Annotated in this window: 17 protein-coding genes; 13 read left to right on the top strand and 4 right to left on the bottom strand. The window is 68.4% G+C overall.

Going from position 1 to position 17,922, the window contains the following annotated elements; genetic code table 11:
* Positions 1 to 50 precede the first annotated feature (50 nt).
* Genes AQY21_RS12025 through AQY21_RS12040 form a run of 4 tightly spaced genes read right to left on the bottom strand, consistent with a single transcriptional unit; the run spans position 51 to position 3,784 of the window.
* On the bottom strand, positions 51 to 1,013 hold the full coding sequence (locus AQY21_RS12025; protein ID WP_058097886.1) for a YgcG family protein: 963 nt from the start codon (positions 1,011 to 1,013) through the stop codon (positions 51 to 53).
* A gap of 28 nt (positions 1,014 to 1,041) precedes the next feature.
* Complete coding sequence (ppk2, locus tag AQY21_RS12030) at positions 1,042 to 1,965, bottom strand: polyphosphate kinase 2 (RefSeq protein WP_058097887.1); 924 nt, start codon at positions 1,963 to 1,965, stop codon at positions 1,042 to 1,044.
* Between the two features lie 2 nt (positions 1,966 to 1,967).
* Complete coding sequence (gene metA / locus AQY21_RS12035) at positions 1,968 to 2,894, bottom strand: homoserine O-succinyltransferase (RefSeq protein WP_058097966.1); 927 nt, start codon at positions 2,892 to 2,894, stop codon at positions 1,968 to 1,970.
* Positions 2,894 to 3,784, bottom strand: coding sequence for a hypothetical protein (locus tag AQY21_RS12040; protein WP_058097888.1), 891 nt, complete (start codon positions 3,782 to 3,784; stop codon positions 2,894 to 2,896). Before AQY21_RS12040 ends, metA begins: the two co-directional genes overlap by 1 nt.
* Before the next feature lie 272 nt (positions 3,785 to 4,056).
* Here AQY21_RS12040 and AQY21_RS12045 point away from each other — a divergent pair, with 272 nt between their 5' ends.
* From AQY21_RS12045 to lpxC, 13 genes are all read left to right on the top strand, one after another.
* Positions 4,057 to 5,037, top strand: coding sequence for a TerC family protein (locus AQY21_RS12045; RefSeq protein ID WP_058097889.1), 981 nt, complete (start codon positions 4,057 to 4,059; stop codon positions 5,035 to 5,037).
* 280 nt (positions 5,038 to 5,317) lie between these two features.
* Positions 5,318 to 6,487, top strand: a complete 1,170-nt coding sequence (locus AQY21_RS12050; protein ID WP_058097890.1) for a putative peptidoglycan glycosyltransferase FtsW — start codon at positions 5,318 to 5,320, stop codon at positions 6,485 to 6,487.
* Positions 6,484 to 7,587 carry a glycosyltransferase gene (locus tag AQY21_RS12055; protein WP_058097891.1) on the top strand — a complete coding sequence of 368 codons (1,104 nt, stop codon included), beginning with the start codon at positions 6,484 to 6,486 and terminating at the stop codon, positions 7,585 to 7,587. Before AQY21_RS12050 ends, AQY21_RS12055 begins: the two co-directional genes overlap by 4 nt.
* Positions 7,584 to 9,011, top strand: a complete 1,428-nt coding sequence (gene murC / locus AQY21_RS12060) for a UDP-N-acetylmuramate--L-alanine ligase (RefSeq protein ID WP_058097892.1) — start codon at positions 7,584 to 7,586, stop codon at positions 9,009 to 9,011. Before AQY21_RS12055 ends, murC begins: the two co-directional genes overlap by 4 nt.
* Complete coding sequence (locus AQY21_RS12065) at positions 9,008 to 9,271, top strand: DUF2484 family protein (RefSeq protein ID WP_058097893.1); 264 nt, start codon at positions 9,008 to 9,010, stop codon at positions 9,269 to 9,271. Before murC ends, AQY21_RS12065 begins: the two co-directional genes overlap by 4 nt.
* Positions 9,272 to 9,275: 4 nt before the next feature.
* Positions 9,276 to 9,644 (top strand): hypothetical protein, encoded by a 369-nt coding sequence (locus AQY21_RS12070; RefSeq protein WP_058097894.1) that lies wholly within the window; start codon positions 9,276 to 9,278, stop codon positions 9,642 to 9,644.
* Positions 9,645 to 9,769: 125 nt separating this feature from the next.
* A complete protein-coding gene (locus AQY21_RS12075; protein ID WP_058097895.1) occupies positions 9,770 to 10,447 on the top strand; it encodes a metal-binding protein ZinT in 678 nt (225 codons plus the stop codon).
* A 114-nt stretch (positions 10,448 to 10,561) separates the two neighbouring features.
* On the top strand, positions 10,562 to 11,482 hold the full coding sequence (gene murB / locus AQY21_RS12080) for a UDP-N-acetylmuramate dehydrogenase (protein ID WP_058097896.1): 921 nt from the start codon (positions 10,562 to 10,564) through the stop codon (positions 11,480 to 11,482).
* Positions 11,483 to 11,612: 130 nt separating this feature from the next.
* Positions 11,613 to 12,536 carry a D-alanine--D-alanine ligase gene (locus tag AQY21_RS12085; RefSeq protein ID WP_203416489.1) on the top strand — a complete coding sequence of 308 codons (924 nt, stop codon included), beginning with the start codon at positions 11,613 to 11,615 and terminating at the stop codon, positions 12,534 to 12,536.
* Complete coding sequence (locus AQY21_RS12090; RefSeq protein ID WP_058097898.1) at positions 12,524 to 13,546, top strand: cell division protein FtsQ/DivIB; 1,023 nt, start codon at positions 12,524 to 12,526, stop codon at positions 13,544 to 13,546. The genes AQY21_RS12085 and AQY21_RS12090 overlap by 13 nt, the downstream gene beginning before the upstream one ends.
* A gap of 21 nt (positions 13,547 to 13,567) precedes the next feature.
* The gene (gene ftsA / locus AQY21_RS12095; protein ID WP_058097899.1) at positions 13,568 to 14,902 is read left to right on the top strand and encodes a cell division protein FtsA; all 1,335 of its coding nucleotides are present in this window, start codon (positions 13,568 to 13,570) and stop codon (positions 14,900 to 14,902) included.
* 220 nt (positions 14,903 to 15,122) lie between these two features.
* The gene (ftsZ, locus tag AQY21_RS12100; RefSeq protein ID WP_058097900.1) at positions 15,123 to 16,748 is read left to right on the top strand and encodes a cell division protein FtsZ; all 1,626 of its coding nucleotides are present in this window, start codon (positions 15,123 to 15,125) and stop codon (positions 16,746 to 16,748) included.
* Positions 16,749 to 16,980: 232 nt separating this feature from the next.
* Positions 16,981 to 17,919, top strand: coding sequence for a UDP-3-O-acyl-N-acetylglucosamine deacetylase (gene lpxC / locus AQY21_RS12105; protein WP_058097901.1), 939 nt, complete (start codon positions 16,981 to 16,983; stop codon positions 17,917 to 17,919).
* Positions 17,920 to 17,922: the final 3 nt, after the last annotated feature.

Below are 17,922 nucleotides of genomic sequence, written 5' to 3' on the forward strand. Positions count from 1 at the left end.
TCTGGCATGACGCTAGCCGCCCCGTGGCGGCCTCGCAAGCGCGGCCGCGCCTACCAGCGCCCCGAGGCGCCGCCGCCGCGCGACGAGCCGCCGCCGAAGCCCGAGGCGCCGCGCGCGGCGCCGCGATAACCCGGTGTCGGTTCGCTGCGCAGCACCGTGCCGGTTGGCCCATACCAGACGGTCTGCGGACACAGGCGCTGGCGGCTGTCGGACCAGCCGCAGGCCGGGCAGCGCCGCGTCACGCTTTCGTGCGAGACCATGTGGCCGCCCTCGGGCAGCGGGGTTTCCTGCGGCGCGATTTGCGTGTCGAGGCCGCGGCGGCCGCATTGCGGGCAGCGGTTGCGCCGCCAGAGTTGCCGCGCGATGCCGCCGAGGATCAGGAGCCACGCGCCGCCGAACAGGAGGGGGATGATGCGGTCGGCCAGGTCCGGCTCGGGTGCCTTGACCGGCTGGCCCGCCGCGACCGGCCAGGCGATGAGGTCGATCACTGCCAGCGTGCCGTCGCGGATGCCCTGCGACATCCGGGAGTCGCGGAAGGCGGGCAGCATGGTGTTGCGCATGATCTCCTGCGCCAGGATGTCGGCGTCGTTCTCGTAGCCGCGGCCGAGCTCGATGCGCGCCTCGCGGTCCCCGGCCAGCACCAGCACCATGAAACCGTGGTTGCGCGTGGCATCGCCCACGCCCCAATGGTTGAAAAGCCGGGTCGCGAAAGCTTCCAGCCCGTCGGTTCCGCCATAGCGCGCCCGGTCGGCCAGGGTGACGACCGTGCCCTCGATGCCGGCCTGCTTCCGGAGCGCGGTCAGCGCCTCGTCGAGGGCCTGGGCATCTCCGGGCGCCAGCAGCCCGGCGAAGTCGTTGACGCGCAGGTGCTGCCAGTCGGGCAGGGCCTGCGCCTGCGCTTGGGCCGGCGCCAGCAGCGCCAGCCAGAGGGCGACGAAAAGCCATGCCGCCGTCCGGATGGGGCGCTGCGGCCTGTCGGCGCCCGGGACGGTGCTGAACGGCGAAGCCTTCATCTTGCTGCCTTTCTCTGCCGGCGGCGGCCTATCCCGGCAGGATCTCGGGGCCGCCGGTGATCTGCGGGTCGGGCTGGCCGATCACCTCGTCGTCGCGCCCGGCGAAATCCACCGCGCGCAGGATGGTCTGGATCGCCGCGAGCCGGGCGCGGCGCTTGTCGTCGGCGCGGATCACCGTCCAGGGCGCGATGCCGGAATGGCTGCGCAGCAGCGTGTCCTGGATCGCGGCGCTGTAATCCTCCCATTTCGCCAGCCCCTCCACGTCGATGGGGCTGAGCTTCCATTGCTTCAGCGGATCCTGCTCGCGATCGAGGAAACGCTTGAGCTGCTCGGCCCGGCCCACCTCCAGCCACAGCTTGACCAGGATCACGCCGTCATCGACCAGCATGTTCTCGAACAGCGGCAACTGGCGAAAGAAAGTCTCGCGCTGCGCATCCGTGCAGAAGCCGAAGACCTTTTCGACCACGCCGCGATTGTACCAGCTGCGGTCGAACAGCGCGATCTCGCCCTTGGCGGGCAGCCAGTCGACATAGCGCTGGAAATACCATTCCTCGGCCTCGCGCTCGCTGGGCTTGGGCAGGGCGACGATATAGGCCGAGCGCGGGTTCAGGTTCTCGCGCACGCGTTCGATGGTGCCGCCCTTGCCGGCGGCGTCGCGGCCCTCGAACAGCACCACCATGCGCTTGCCGGTATGGATCACGTCGCGCATCAGCCGCACCAGCTGCAATTGCAGCCCGGCCATGCGGTCGTCGTAATCCTTGCCCTTCATCTCCTCGGCATGGGGATAGGAGGGGTCGAGGATGCGCTTGCCATCCGCGGCCGCGACCGCCTTGCGCAGCGCCTCGGGCGCGTCCTTTTCCAGATAGCGGGTGATCGCGCCGACGAAGGGCAGGTCGGGCAGCGATTTCGCCTTGCCGGCCGCGTCCTTCCTGCCGTTGCCGTTCCTGGCCATGGTCACGCCTCGCCGATGCGGTTCAGGTCGAATGGGGTGGTCTGGTAGATCTCGTTGATCCAGTTACCGTAAAGCAGATGGGCATGGCTGCGCCAGCGGTTCGTCGGCGCGCGCGAGGGGTCGTCCTCGGGGTAGTAGTTCACCGGCACGTTGATCGGCTTGCCCGAGACCACGTCGCGGTCGTATTCGTCCTTCAGCGTCGTGCTGTCATATTCGAAATGGTTGAAGACATAGAGCGCGCGATGGCAGGGGTCTTGCAGCAGGCATGGCCCGACCTGATCCGAGGCGATCAGCGTCGTCAGCGCCGGAATGGCGTCCACCTCGTCCTGGCGCACCTCGGTCCAGCGGCTGACCGGCACCAGCACGTCGTCGGAAAAGCCGCGCAGATAGGGGCTGGCAGGGGCCAGGTTGCGGTGGCGGAAGCAGCCGAAGGCCTTGTGGTCCAGCAGGTGCTTTTCCAGCCGGTGGAAGTGCCAGGCCATGGCCATGCCGCCCCAGCAAACGCCGAAGGTCGAATGCACATGGCTTTGCGTCCATGCGAAGACCCGGGTCAGCTCATCCCAATAGGTCACCTCCTCGAAGGGCAGGTGCTCGATGGGCGCGCCGGTGATGATGAGCCCGTCGAACTTCTCGCCCGTCTCCTCGACCTCGCAGAAGCGGCGATAGAAGGATTGCAGGTGATCGGCCGCCGTGTTGCGGCTTTCGTGGTCGGACATGCGGATCAGCTGGAACTCGATCTGCAAGGGCGTGGCGCCGATCAGCCGGGCGAACTGGTTCTCGGTCTGGATCTTCTTGGGCATCAGGTTCAGCAGCCCGATGCGCAGCGGCCGGATGTCCTGCGTCGCCGCCCGGCCCGGCGACATGACCATGACGCCTTCGTTCGACAGGATGTCATAGGCGGGTAGGTCATTGGGCAGGGTGATGGGCATCATGCATCCTTTCTGTCGAGCTTTCCTTCGGAGGGCCGTCTTTCGATGGCATGGCCGATCAGGGCGATCAGGTCCTCGGGAATCTTTACCGCCGCGACCTCCTCGGCCAGGAGCGTCACGCCGCGCCGGGCCATGGCCTCGTAGCGCGGCTGGCGATGGGCCAGCGCCCGGGCATAGGTCCAGCGGATGAAATCGTCGGGGTTCACCTGCTCCTCGGCGAGCCCTTTCTCGACCCGGTAGTCGGTCCAGGCCCGGTCGAGGAAGTCGGGCTGGTAATACATCGGCTTCGGCGCGCGGTCGAAGCGGCGCACCAGCTCTTCGGTATGGGCGGCCGAGCCCTTGATCCAGACCAGCAGCAATTCGCGCTCCAGCGCGTCCAGCACCGGGTCGCTTTCGGCGAAGGGATCCACCACCTCGCAGACCGAGCCGCCGGAATCGCAGACGAAATTGCCCAGATTGTAGATCTCCTGCGCGCGGCGGATGAAATGGCCGGTATCCAGCAGCGCCGCGATCTCGGCCATGCGGTGCTGGTCCTGGCGGCGCATGTATTCCTCGAACTCCAGCCCGCCGCGGGTCACGCTGCCCGGCTTGCCCAGATAGGTCGAGAGCGGCGCGAGATTCTCGAAGGTGATGTTGCTGGCGATATAGACGGAATCCGACAGCAGCAGCTCGCGCAGGAACGGCACCTTCATCGCCTCGCGCTTGAAGTTGTCGGCGATGAGTTCGCCCATGTAGCGGGTGCCGATGCGGTAATCGACCGAATAGTGGAACCATTCCCCCGAGCCGCGCAGCATCGAGGCGAGGAAGGTCTTGCCCAGCCCCGACATGCCGAAGAACAGCACGCGCTTCCTCGGGGCGGCCAGCCATTCGGCTTGGGTCTTGTAGAGCATGGGCCTTCCTTTTGCTGGGCTTGGCGATAGTTAGTCCCGCGCGGGGCCAAGGAAAAGGGGTGCCCGTCCCCGCCCGTCGGCCCGCCGCCCGGAAAAGCGACCCGCCCGCCCTTGCATCCCGGCCCGGAGCCCCTATCTGGGGCGGGCGGACCGGGCCCCTCTGACGACGCTTGTCGTGATGTCGGACCGCATCGAGCCCTGCTCGGTGCCAGCCCGGAACCCATTCCCCGCCCAAGGCTTCGCACCGGCTTTCGTTCAACGTGGAGCCTGACATGGAACCTTTCTACCTGACCCTCTTTCTCGGCACGCCGATCTGGCTGTGGCTGGTCTTCCTCGGCCTCGTCGCGGCGCTGCTGGCCTTCGACCTCGGCGTGCTGAATCGCGGCGACAAGGAAATCGGCGTGACTGAAAGCCTGAAGCTTTCGGCCTTCTACATCACGCTGGGCGTGCTGTTCGGCGGCTTCGTCTGGTATCAGCTGGGCAGCAATGCCGCCGCGGAATACATGACCGCCTTCGTGGTCGAAAAGACCCTGGCCATGGACAACGTCTTCGTCATCGCGCTGATCTTCGCCACGCTGTCGATTCCGCGCCGCTATCAGCACCGGGTGCTGTTCTGGGGCATCCTGGGGGTGATCGTGCTGCGCGGCATCATGATCGGCGTCGGCGCGACGCTGGTCGCGCAATACGGCTGGATCCTCTATGTCTTCGCCGGCTTCCTGATCCTGACCGGCATCAAGATGCTGTTCATCGGCGACAAGGAGCATGACATGGGATCGAACCCGGTCCTGGCCTTCCTGCGCCGCCGGATGCGGCTGACCGACGAACTGCACGGCCATGCCTTCGTCGTGAAGAGGTCCGACCCCGCGACCGGCCGCATCCGCCGTTACGCCACGCCCCTGCTGCTGGCCCTGGTGATGATCGAGATCGCCGACGTGATCTTTGCGGTCGATTCGGTGCCGGCGGTCTTTGCCATCACCACCGACCCCTATATCGTTTACACTTCGAACATCTTCGCCATCCTGGGCCTGCGCGCGCTGTTCTTCGCGCTGGCGGCGATCATCCACCGCTTCGAATATCTCAAGCAGGCGCTGGCGGTGCTGCTGATCTTCATCGGCTCCAAGGTGTTCCTGGCCGATCTGATGGGGCTGGCGAAATTCCCGCCCGCGGTCTCGCTGGGCATCACCTTCGTCATCCTCGGCGCCGGCGTCGGCTGGTCGCTGTGGCGCACCCGCAAGGACGAGGCGCGGGCGTAGCGTGACGTGGGCGTAGCGTGGGACTGCCGGTGCCACGCGTCCGCGCCCGGTTGCTGTTGGGTATTTGGACAACGGTGAAACATGCAGGCGTCGGGTGCGCCTCGGCGCAGCATGTCAAGCTGATCCGGCCTTGCCCATACCGCCCGCCTCCGCGCGATGTGATCCGAAGCTGCCGTAGCGTTAACCAATCCGCAGTAGCGCGGTGCCGACAATCGCGCTATGCTGCCCACCAGACCCGGAAAACGGGCAAGATATATCGAGGCAGTGACGGCGGTATCCCATGACCGAGATGGTCTTTGGCACCACGCCCCTACGGGCAGGTGACCCGATTCTTCCACGTTGGTGGCGCACGCTGGACCGATGGTCCTTGGCCTGCGTGCTGGGGCTGTTCGCGGTCGGGCTGCTGCTGGGCCTGGCGGCCTCGGTGCCGCTGGCCGAAAAGAACGGCCTGCCGCAGTTCTACTACGTCACCCGCCAGGCGGTGTTCGGCGCCATGGCGCTGGCGGTGATGCTGGTGATCTCGACCTTTTCACCGCGGATGGTGCGGCGGATCGGCGTGCTGGGCTTTCTGGCCGCGCTGGTGGTGCTGATGGTGCTGCCCTTCATCGGCACCGATTTCGGCAAGGGCGCGGTGCGCTGGCTGCGCCTGCCCGGCGGCATGTCGGTGCAGCCCTCGGAATTCCTCAAACCCTGTTTCGTCGCCATCTGCGCCTGGTTCATGGCCGCGAGCCAGGAGGTCGGCGGTCCGCCCGGCAAGTCCTTCTCCTTCGGGTTGGCCGTGGTCGTGGTGCTGCTGCTGGCGATGCAGCCCGATTTCGGCCAGGCCTCGCTGGTGCTGTTTTCCTGGTGCGTGATGTATTTCATCGCCGGGGCGCCGCTCTACCTGCTGGGGGGGGTGATGGGGCTGGCCTGTATCGGCGGCGTCTTCGCCTATGGCGCATCCGAGCATTTCGCCCGCCGCATCAACGGTTTCCTCGCCGCCGAGGTCGATCCGCGCACCCAGCTGGGCTATGCCACCAATGCCATCCAGGAGGGCGGCTTCTTCGGCGTGGGCGTGGGCGAGGGCTCGGTCAAGTGGTCGCTGCCCGATGCGCATACCGATTTCATCATCGCGGTCGCGGCCGAGGAATACGGGCTGATCCTGGTCCTCATCATCATCGCGCTTTACGCCACCATCGTCGTCCGCTCGCTGCTGCGGCTCCAGGACGAGCGCGATCCCTTTGTCCGCATCGCCGGCACCGGGCTGGCCTGCGCCTTCGGCGTGCAGGCGCTGATCAACATGGGCGTGGCGGTGCGCCTGCTGCCGGCCAAGGGCATGACGCTGCCCTTCGTCAGCTATGGCGGCTCGTCGGTGATCGCCTCGGGCATCGCCATGGGCATGCTGCTGGCGCTGACCCGCTCGCGCCCGCAGGGCCGCATCGGCGACGTGCTGGGCCGGGGTCGGGGATGAGCGCCCCGCAGCCCCAAGGCCAGCCGCTGTGCCTGATCGCGGCCGGCGGCACCGGCGGCCATATGTTTCCGGCACAATCGCTGGCCGAGGTGCTGCTGGCACACGGCTGGCGGGTCAAGCTGTCCACGGACGAACGCGGCGCGCGCTATGCCGGCGCGTTCCCGGCCGAGGTCGCGCGCGAGGTGGTCAGCTCCGCCACCACCGCGCGCGGCGGCGCGCTGGCCAGGCTCGCCGTGCCCTTTCGCATCGGCGCCGGCATCCTGACGGCGATCCGCCGGATGCGGGCCGACCGCCCCGCCGTGGTGGTGGGTTTCGGCGGCTATCCGAGCATCCCGGCCATGTCCGCCGCGCTGGTGCTGAAAATCCCGCGCATGATCCACGAACAGAACGGCATCATGGGGCGGGTGAATGCCGGTTTTGCCCGGCGGGTGGATCGCGTCGCCTGCGGCACCTGGCCGACCGAACTGCCGCCCGGCGTCGCGGGCATCCATACCGGCAATCCGGTGCGGCGGGCGGTGCTGGACCATGCCGCCGCGGCCTATCTGCCGCCGGGAGAAGGGGTGCTGAACCTTCTGGTCATCGGCGGCAGCCAGGGCGCCCGCGTGCTCTCGGACATGGTGCCCGAGGCCATTGCCGGCCTGCCGGACGAGATGCGCGCCCGCCTGTCGGTCAGCCATCAGGCCCGTGCCGAGGATGCCGATCGCGTGACCGCCGCCTATGCGAGTGCCGGCATCAATGCCGTGGTGCGGCCCTTTTTCGACGACGTGCCGCAGCGGCTGGCGCAGGCGCAGTTGGTGGTCAGCCGGGCCGGCGCCTCGTCCATCGCCGACATCACCGTGATCGGCCGCCCGGCCATCCTGATCCCCTATGCCGCCGCCACCGGCGACCATCAGACCGCCAATGCCCGTGCCCTTGCGGAATCCGGCGCGGCGATCCTTTTGCCCGAATCCGTGCTTGACGCCGAGAGCCTCAGGCGCGACATGCGGGACATCCTTTCCGACAGCGCCCGCGCCATCGCCATGGCAGCAGCGGCGCTTTCGCTGGGTCGCCCCGATGCGGCGCAGCGCCTTGCAGATCTAGTGACGGAACTGACCCGATGAACGCAGCGACCAAACTCCCGGGCGAACTGGGCCCTATCCATTTCATCGGCATCGGCGGCATCGGCATGTCCGGCATCGCCGAGGTGCTGATGACGCTGGGCTACCAGGTGCAGGGGTCGGACGCGAAACGCTCGAAGATCACCGACCGGCTGGAGAGCCTGGGCGCTACCATATTCGAGGGCCAGCGCGCCGAAAACATTGGCGAAGCCGGCGTGGTGGTGATCTCGACCGCCATCAAGAAGGGCAATCCCGAGCTTGAGGAGGCCCGCCGCCGCGGCCTGCCCGTGGTGCGCCGGGCCGAGATGCTGGCCGAGCTGATGCGGCTGAAATCCAACGTCGCCATCGCCGGCACGCATGGCAAGACCACCACCACCACCATGGTCGCGACGCTGCTGGATGCGGGCGGCTTCGACCCGACCGTCATCAACGGCGGCGTGATCCACGCCTATGGCTCGAACGCCCGCGCCGGCGCCGGCGAATGGATGGTGGTCGAGGCGGACGAATCGGACGGCAGCTTCAACCGCCTGCCCGCGACCATCGCCATCGTGACCAATATCGACCCCGAGCATATGGAGCACTGGGGCAGCTTCGACGCGCTGCGCAAGGGTTTCCAGGATTTTGTCTCGAACATCCCCTTCTACGGCCTCGCCGTCTGCTGCACCGACCATCCCGAGGTGCAGTCGCTGGTCGGCCGGCTGACGGATCGCCGTGTCGCGACCTTCGGCTTCAACGCCCAGGCCGACGTGCGCGCCGTGAACCTGCGCTATGAAAGCGGCGTGGCGCATTTCGACATCGCCCTGCAAGGCGAATCCGAGCTGAACGACGGCGAGATCCCGGTGATCGAGGGCTGCACCCTGCCGATGCCGGGCGATCACAACGTTTCGAATGCCCTGGCCGCCGTGGCGGTCGCCCGCCACCTGGGCATGAAGCGCGCCCAGATCCGCGAAGCGCTGGCCCGGTTCGGCGGGGTCAGCCGCCGCTTCACCCGCGTGGGCGAGGTGAACGGCGTCACCATCATCGACGACTATGGCCATCACCCGGTCGAGATCGCCGCGGTGCTCAAGGCCGCCCGGCAGGCGACCAGGGGCCGGGTCATCGCCGTGCACCAGCCGCATCGCTACACCCGGCTGTCCAGCCTGTTCGACGATTTCTGCACCTGCTTCAACGAGGCCGACGTGGTCGGCATCGCCGAGGTCTATTCGGCGGGCGAGGAGCCGATCCCCGGCGCCTCGCGCGACGACCTGGTCGCCGGCCTGATCGCCCATGGCCACCGCCATGCCCGCGCGGTGATGGACGAGGGCGACCTGGAGCGGCTGGTGCGCGAACAGGCGCGGCCGGGCGACATGGTGGTCTGCCTGGGCGCCGGCACAATTTCGACCTGGGCCAACAACCTGCCCGAGCGGCTGACGGAGAAGGCCGCGTGATCGCGCTGGCCAGCCATCCCGCCACCGCGGCGCTGTGTGCCGTGCTCTGGGGCGTTGCGGCCTGCCTTCTGCCCTTCGTGCGGCTGCGCTGGCGCCATTCGGCGCTTTGGGCGCTGGTGCTGTGCGGCGTGCCGGTGCTGGGCTGGCTGACCTATCTGTGCGGCCCGGGCTTCGGCGTGCTGTTCCTGGCGCTCGGCCTGTCGCTGCTGGTCTGGCCGCCCCTGGGCTCGCGCCGCCGCGGCCGGCACGGCGCGCATTGAGGGGATGGAAATCGTCTGGCTGATCGTTGCCGCCACGCTGGTGGTGACGCTGTGGTTCGGCGCAGGACGCATGGCCTCTCGCTCTTTCGGAGTGCTGGCGGCGGGGCTTGCCGCCTTGTTGGCCTCGGCGGGGCTCTGCTATCTGATCGGGGACAGCAAGACCGGCGGCTATCTGGCCGGCATCGTCGGTGCGCTGCTATGTCTGTTGATGCTGATCGCCGTCGGCGGCGTGCTGGCCGGGGCGCTGTTGCGCTGGCTTTATGAGCGGCTTCGACCGCCTGTCCCGCCGCGTGCGGCCCTACGCCCGGCCTGGGACCTGATGGGCCTTGGTGCCTTTGCCGCGTTGGCGGTGATCCTCAGCGCGGTCGAATGACCCCACCCGCCGCTGCGCGAATCTTGCGCCTGCCCTTGTCATGGCGAGGAAAGCCGTCTAGGCAATATATGTAATGTAATCACATTACATATCCTCCACCGACAAACCGCAAAGGGTTCGACCAGATGCAAAAGGCCATCACCACGCAAATCGGCGCACTGGCGCTGGGTTCGATGCTGCTCTTCGCCGCCGGGGCGATCGCGCAGACCGGCGATGCCGGCCATGACCACAGCCATGATCATGCGCATGAGCACAAGGACGCCGGCCGGGATGCGATCCACGCTGGCTATTTCGAGGACGGTCAGGTCCAGGACCGCCCGCTGTCGGACTGGCGGGGCGACTGGCAATCGGTCTATCCCTATCTGCGCGACGGCACGCTGGACCCGGTCATGGCGCATAAGGCCGAACATGGCGACAAGTCCGCCGAAGAATACCGCGCCTATTACGAGACCGGCTACAAGACCGACATCGACCGCATCGCCATCGAGGGCGACCGCGTCAGCTTCCACAAGGGCGGCGAGACGATCTCGGGGCAATATGCCGGCGACGGCCATGAGATCCTGACCTATGCCAAGGGTAACCGCGGCGTGCGCTATGTCTTCAGGAAGATCGCCGGCGACGAGGCGGCTCCGCAGTTCATCCAGTTCAGCGACCACCGCATCGCGCCCGAAAAGGCCGACCATTACCACCTCTATTGGGGCAACGACCGTGCGGCGCTGTTGCAGGAGGTGACGAACTGGCCGACCTATTACCCCGCCTCGCTGGATGGCGGGCAGATCGTGGCCGAGATGATGGCGCATTGAGCGCCGTGCAGCTGGCGGGCATCTGCATCCGCCGGCTTGCGACATGCCGCGCAGGGCCGGTGCTGCGGATGCGGCCGCATTGACGGCCCGGCCCGCGCTGATTAGGAGCGCGGCATGACCCAGACGCTTCCCACGCCCCGCGGCGCCCTGACCCCGAACCGAGCCCTTGCCGACCTGACCTGGCTGCGCGTCGGCGGCCCGGCCGACTGGCTGTTCCAGCCCGCGGACGAGGGCGACCTGGCCGATTTCCTGCGCGGCCTCGATCCGGCGCTGCCGGTCTTCCCGATGGGCGTCGGCTCGAACCTGATCGTGCGCGACGGCGGCATCCGTGGCGTGGTGATCCGGCTGGGGCGCGGCTTCAACGCCATCGCCTGCGACGGCGGCATCGTCACCGCGGGCGCAGCGGCGCTGGACGCCCATGTCGCGCGCCGCGCGGCCGAGGCGGGGCTGGACCTGACCTTCCTGCGCACCATTCCCGGCAGCATCGGCGGCGCGGTGCGGATGAACGCCGGCTGCTATGGCGCCTATGTCGCCGACCACCTGATCTCGGTCCGCGCCGTGGCCCGCGACGGCAGCCTGCACGAGATCGCGGCCGCCGACCTGCGCCTGGCCTATCGCCATTCCGAGATCCCCGAGGGCTGGGTCGTGACCGAGGCGCGCTTCCGCGCCGAGCCGGGCGATCCCGCCGAGCTGGCCGCGCGAATGGAGGAGCAGCTGGCACGGCGCAATGCCAGCCAGCCGACCCGGGACCGCAGCGCCGGCTCGACCTTCCGCAACCCGGCCGGGTTCTCCTCGACCGGGCGGGCGGATGACAGCCACGAGCTGAAGGCCTGGTCGCTGATCGATGCTGCCGGCCTGCGCGGCCACCGCCTGGGCGGGGCGCAGATGTCGGAAAAGCATCCGAACTTCCTGCTGAATGCCGATGGGGCCACCGCTGCCGAGCTGGAGGCCCTGGGCGAGCTGGTGCGGCAGAAGGTGCGCGAGACCAGCGGGCACGATCTGCAATGGGAAGTCATCCGCGTAGGCCGGCCCTAGGAACCGGCCGTAACCCGCCGGCATTGCCGGAAATATCGCGCGAAACGCGAAAAGGGACTTTTGCGATTCCGCCCGAGCGGCTATCCTGACCCGACAAATACCCGGATCAACCGGGGACATGAGGCAGAAATTGGCGGGCAGGTCGAGCAGGACGGCCCCGAAAGTCGTAGTCCTGATGGGCGGACCCTCGGCCGAGCGCGAGGTGTCGCTCTCATCGGGGCATGAATGCGCGGTTGCGCTGCGGCAGGCGGGCTATGAAGTCGTCGAATTGGATGCGGGCAGGGATCTGCCCGCGCGTCTGGCCGAACATGCGCCGGACGTGGTCTTCAACGCCCTGCATGGCCGCTGGGGCGAGGACGGCTGTGTGCAGGGCCTGCTGGAATGGCTGGGCTACCGCTATACGCATTCCGGCGTGCTGGCCTCGGCGCTGGCCATGGACAAGACCCGCGCCAAGGAGATCCTGCGCCTTGCCGGCCTGCCGGTGCTGGACGGCCTGATCGCCGATGCCGACGAGGTGCGCACCCGCCATGTCATGGCGCCGCCCTATGTGGTCAAGCCGAATGACGAGGGTTCCTCGGTCGGGGTCTATCTCGTGTATGAGGCCGCGAACGGCCCGCCGCAGCTTTCCCCGCAGATGCCCGCCCGGGTGATGGTCGAGACCTATGCCCCGGGGCGCGAGCTGACCGTCGCGGTGCTGGGCGACCGCGCGCTGGGCGTGACCGAGATCGTCACCGAGGGCTGGTATGACTACGACGCCAAATACAAGCCCGGCGGCTCGCGCCACGTCATCCCGGCCGAGATCCCCGAGGACATCGCCGCCGCCTGCCGCGACCATGCGGTGCAGGCGCATCGGGCGCTGGGGTGCCGGGGGCTGTCGCGCAGCGATTTCCGCTGGGACGACAGCCGCGGGCTGGACGGGCTGATCATCCTGGAGGTGAACACCCAGCCCGGCATGACCCCCACCTCGCTTGCCCCCGAGCAGGCGGCCCATGCCGGCATGGATTTCCCCGCGCTTTGCCGCTGGATCGTCGAGGAGGCGCTATGCAGGGCCTGAACCCCTTCCATCGCGGACAGGGCGACGGCGGGCGCCCGGCGCCGGTGCGCCCCGCGCCCGCGCGCCCCGCACCGATGGCGGCGCGCGTGCCGCGAAAGGATCCCGCGCCCTCGCGGCTGGCCTATCGGCTGAACCGGATGATGCTGCGGCCGCTGGTGCGGCGGCTGGTGCATGTCGGCCTGCCGGCCTTTCTGGCGGCGCTGGTGGCCGGGATCTGGCTGTCCGACGACACCCGCCGCGCCAATCTGACCGGCGGCATCGACGCCATTGTGGACCGCGTCCAGCACCGCGACGAATTCATGGTCAAGATGATGACCATCGAGGGCGCCTCGCCGGTGGTGGACAAGGGGCTGCGCGCCATGCTGCCGGTCGAACTGCCGGCCTCGAGCTTCGACATCGACCTGGAAAAGCTGCGCGAGCGGGTGCTGAAGCTGGATGCGGTCGAGGCGGTGGACCTGCGCATCAAGCCGGGCGGGGTGCTGTCGGCCGTGGTGACCGAACGCGTGCCGGCGGTGCTGTGGCGCCATGCGCGCGGCATCGAATTGCTGGACAAGACCGGGCATCGCGTCGCATCGGTCACCTCGCGCGAGGTGCGCGGCGATCTGCCGATCATCGCCGGCGAGGGCGCCGACCGTGCCGCGCGCGAGGCGCTGGCGCTGATCGACGCCGCTGGGCCGATCCTGCCGCGCCTGCGCGGGCTGGAGCGCATGGGCGAGCGGCGCTGGGACGTGGTGCTGGACCGCGGCCAGCGCATCAAGCTGCCCGAGGACAAAGCGTTGCAGGCGCTGGAGCGTGCCATCGCGCTGGACCGGGCCATGCACATGCTGGAGCGCGACATCTCGGTCGTCGATCTGCGGCAGGAGGCGCGGCCGGTGGTCCGGCTGGGACTGGAGGCCCAGAACGCCATCCGCCAGGCCCGCGGCCAGCCGGAGCTGGGTCCGGACGGAACGCCGCTTGCGCCGGAGGCGACGGCGGGCAAGGCGGCGAAAACCACGAAAAAGAGCGGCTAACAGCTTGAGGAGGCAGCGGAGATGAAGGATCTGTATCAGGGCCAGCGGGCGATGCGGAACATGCGCCGCCAGGCCATGCAGCGCGGCGTCATCGCGGTTCTGGACATCGGAACCTCGAAGATCGCCTGCCTGGTCCTGCAATTTGACGGCCCCAGCCAGTTCCGCGAGACCGACGGCGTCGGCCCCATGGCCGGCCAGTCGAATTTCCGCGTCATCGGCACCGCCACCACCCGTTCGCGCGGGATGCGCTATGGCGAGATCGAGACCATGGCCGAGACCGAGCGCGCCATCCGCACCGTGATCCAGTCGGCGCAGAAGGTCGCCGGCGTGCGCGTCGATCACGTCATCGCCTGCATCTCGGGCGCCCGGCCGGCCAGCTATGGCCTGGCGGGCGAGATCGTGCTGCCCGCCGGCAAGGTGGGCGAGGGCGACGTGGCCCGGGTGCTGGCCGCCTGCGAGGTGCCGGATTTCGGCCGCGGGCGCGAGGTGCTGCATGCCCAGCCGGTGAACTTTGCCCTTGACGGCCGCTCGGGGCTGTCGGATCCGCGCGACCAGTCGGGCGGCCGGCTGGCCTGCGACATGCATGTGCTGACCATCGACGGCGATGCGGCCAGCAACCTGGTGCATTGCATCCGGCGCTGCGACATGGAACTGGCGGGCGTGGCCTCGGCCTCATACGCCTCGGGCCTCGCGGCGCTGGTCGAGGACGAGCAGGAGCTGGGCGCCGCCTGCATCGACCTGGGCGGCGGCACCACCGGGGTTTCGGTCTTCATCAAGAAGCACATGATCTTCGCCGATGCCGTCCGCTTCGGCGGCGAGCTGATCACCCAGGACATCGCCAAGGGGCTGCGCGTCAGCCATGCCGTGGCCGAGCGGCTGAAGACGCTGCATGGCGGGCTGGAGGCCACCGGCCGCGACGACCGCGAAATGATCGAGCTGGGCGGCGAGACCGGCGACTGGGACACCGACCGCCGCGCCGTCAGCCGCGCCGACCTGATCGGGATCATGCGCCCGCGCGTCGAGGAGATCCTGGAAAAGGTCGGCGAGATCCTGGATGCGGCGGGCTTCGACTGCATGCCCTCGCGCCAGATCGTGCTGACCGGCGGCGGCAGCCAGATCCCGGGGCTGGACGTGCTGGCCTCGCGCATGCTGGGGCAGAACGTGCGCATCGGCCGGCCGCTGCGCATCCAGGGCTTGCCGCATAACGCGACCGCGCCGGGCTTTTCCTCGGCCATCGGGCTGGCGCTGTTGACGGCGCATCCGCAGGACGAATGGTGGGATTTCGACATGCCCGCCGAACACTATCCGGCGCGCAGCCTGCGCCGGGCCTATCGCTGGTTCCGCAACAACTGGTAGCAGCGCGGAACCCGGATGCGGTGGTGCAGGCCGGTGCCTCCACCACATGCAGCAGAATGGGCAAGATGCCGCCGAAAACACCAGCGCCTACCGCGATATTTGGTGTGCCAGGTGTGTTTTTCGGGTGACGCTCGGCCCGAATCTGGCTAGGCTGGCCAGCATACGGGGATTCGACCGGACTGCGCACATGTCCGGCGCAACAGATGAAGGCAGGCGAGACATGGAACGGCAGATTCACCTGATGCTGAATGATGAGCAGGAACTGAAGCCGCGCATTACCGTCTTCGGCGTCGGCGGCGCGGGTGGCAATGCGGTCAACAACATGATCGACAAGCAGCTGGAGGGCGTCGAGTTCGTCGTGGCGAATACCGATGCCCAGGCGCTGCAATCCTCGAAGGCCGAACAGCGCATCCAGATCGGTCCCAAGGTGACCGAGGGGCTTGGCGCCGGCGCCAAGCCCTCGATCGGCGCCAAGGCCGCCGAGGAAACCATCGAGGATATCGTCGATCACCTGATGGGCGCGCATATGTGCTTCATCACCGCCGGCATGGGCGGCGGCACCGGCACCGGCGCCGCCCCGATCATCGCCCAGGCCGCGCGCGAGATGGGCATCCTGACCGTCGGCGTCGTGACCAAGCCCTTCCAGTTCGAGGGCACCAAGCGCATGCGCCAGGCCGAGGAGGGCGTCGAGGCCCTGCAAAAGGTCGTCGATACGCTCATCATCATCCCGAACCAGAACCTGTTCCGGCTGGCCAACGAAAAGACCACCTTCACCGAAGCCTTCGCCATGGCCGACGACGTGCTCTATCAGGGTGTCAAGGGCGTGACCGACCTGATGGTGCGGCCGGGCCTGATCAACCTCGACTTCGCCGACGTGCGCGCGGTGATGGACGAGATGGGCAAGGCGATGATGGGCACCGGCGAGGCCTCGGGCGAGAACCGCGCCGTGCAGGCGGCCGAGAAGGCCATCGCCAACCCGCTCCTGGACGAGATCAGCCTGAACGGCGCCAAGGGCGTGCTGATCAACATCACCGGCGGTTACGACCTCACGCTGTTCGAGATGGACGAGGCGGCCGAGAAGATCCGCGAGAAGGTCGATCCCGACGCGAACATCATCGTCGGCTCGACGCTGGACCCGTCCATGGAGGGCTCGATCCGCGTCTCGGTCGTGGCGACCGGCATCGACGCTTCGGTCGCCGAGGTTCCGGTGCCGCGCCGCGGCATGAAGGAGCCGCTGACCCAGCACCCGCCCGTCGCGCAGAAGCCGGTCGAGGAGGAGCTGCCGGTGCCGCCGCGCCGCACCGCGCCCCTTGCCGAAGCGGCGCCGGTCTCGCGGCCGCAGCCTTCGGCCCCCGCCGCGCATTATGACGAGGACGATATGCCGCGCCCGGCCTATCAGCCCGAGCTGCGCCAGCCCGCGGCCCCGGCCGCGCAAGGCGATGCGCTGAACGGCGATGCCGGCGGCTTCGTGGCGCCGACCCGCCGTCCGCAGGCCCCGGCCGGCACGCCCTCGGATGCGGTGATGCAGCGCCTTGCCGCCGCCGTGCAGAAGGCGCCCGAGCGGCAGGCCGCAGCGCAACAGCGCCCGGCCCAACAGCAGCAGCCCGCCGAGCAGGGCCGCGTCCAAGGCCGCATGGGCGGGCTCAGCCGCATGCTCGAACGCATCTCGGGCCATGGCGAGCAGGCCGAGAAGCCGGCGCCCTCGACCATCGCCGAGCGGGTGAACGAGCGCGTCGCAGCGCGCAACCGCAGCGGGTTCGATGCCGGTTTCGACGATCTGGCCAGCCCCGACCGGGCCGGCGACAATGTCGAAATCCCGGCTTTCCTGCGCCGTCAGGCGAATTGAGCCGATCACAAGATTCCGACGACGGATTCGTGAAGGACCGCTCCGGCGGTCCTTTTCTTTTGCAAAACCATGGCGTTGCGGAGGGGGGGCGGGGGCCCGGCGAAACCCGGGGCCGATTGTTTCACCCCGTTACAAAAGGTTATTTGAGCAATCGGCAGGGCGTGCCTAACTCATCCTCAGATCGCGGGGTTTCCCGCGGCGAAGGGTAATTACAGAATCGGCAGGCAAGACCATGCAGACCACAATCGCTCAGAAAGCCCAGTTCCGCGGCGTCGGACTGCATTCGGGTGCGGCCGTGCGGCTGGCGATCCTGCCGGCGCCTGCGGATCACGGCATCGTCTTCGTGCGCACCGATCTGGACCGCGCCCGGATTCCGGCGCGCTGGGACCACGTCACCCCGTCGCAGCTTTGCACCTTGCTCGATAACGGCCAGGGTGCCACCGTCTCGACGGTCGAGCATGTGATGGCCGCCCTGTCGGGCACCGGCATCAACAATGCCGTGGTCGAGGTGAACGGGCCGGAAGTGCCGATTCTCGACGGCTCCTCGGCACCCTTCGTGCAGGGCATCCTCGAGGCCGGCCTGCGCCAGCAGCATGTGCCGCTGCGCGCCATCCGCGTGCTGCGCGAGGTCGAGGTGCAGCAGGGCGAGGCCTTTGCCCGCCTGTCGCCTGCCGATCACCTGGAGATCCATTTCGACATCGACTTCGTGGACGCGGCGATCGGTCATCAGGAAAAGCGCCTCGACATGGCGAATGGCAGCTTCGTGCATGAGCTGATGGACAGCCGCACCTTCTGCCGCCAGGCCGATGTGGTGCAGATGCAGAAAAACGGCCTGGCCCTGGGCGGCACCTATCTGAACGCCGTCGTGGTCGATGGCGACAAGGTGCTGTCGCCGGGCGGGTTGCGCCATCGCGACGAGGCCGTGCGCCACAAGATGCTGGACGCGGTCGGCGATCTCGCGCTGGCCGGGGCGCCGCTGCTGGCGCGCTATACCGGCCACCGGGCCGGGCACGCCATGACCAACAAGCTGCTGCGCGCGCTGTTCGCCCAGCCGGACGCCTGGGAATGGGTCACGCTGACCCCGGCCATGGAAAGCCGCCAGCCCGGCGCGGGGGTGATCGCCTCGGCCGCGCGCCTCGCTTCTCGCAACCGCCAATTGGCCGTCGCCTGACGG

Source organism: Paracoccus sp. MKU1 (assembly GCF_001447385.1).
Taxonomy (GTDB): domain Bacteria; phylum Pseudomonadota; class Alphaproteobacteria; order Rhodobacterales; family Rhodobacteraceae; genus Paracoccus.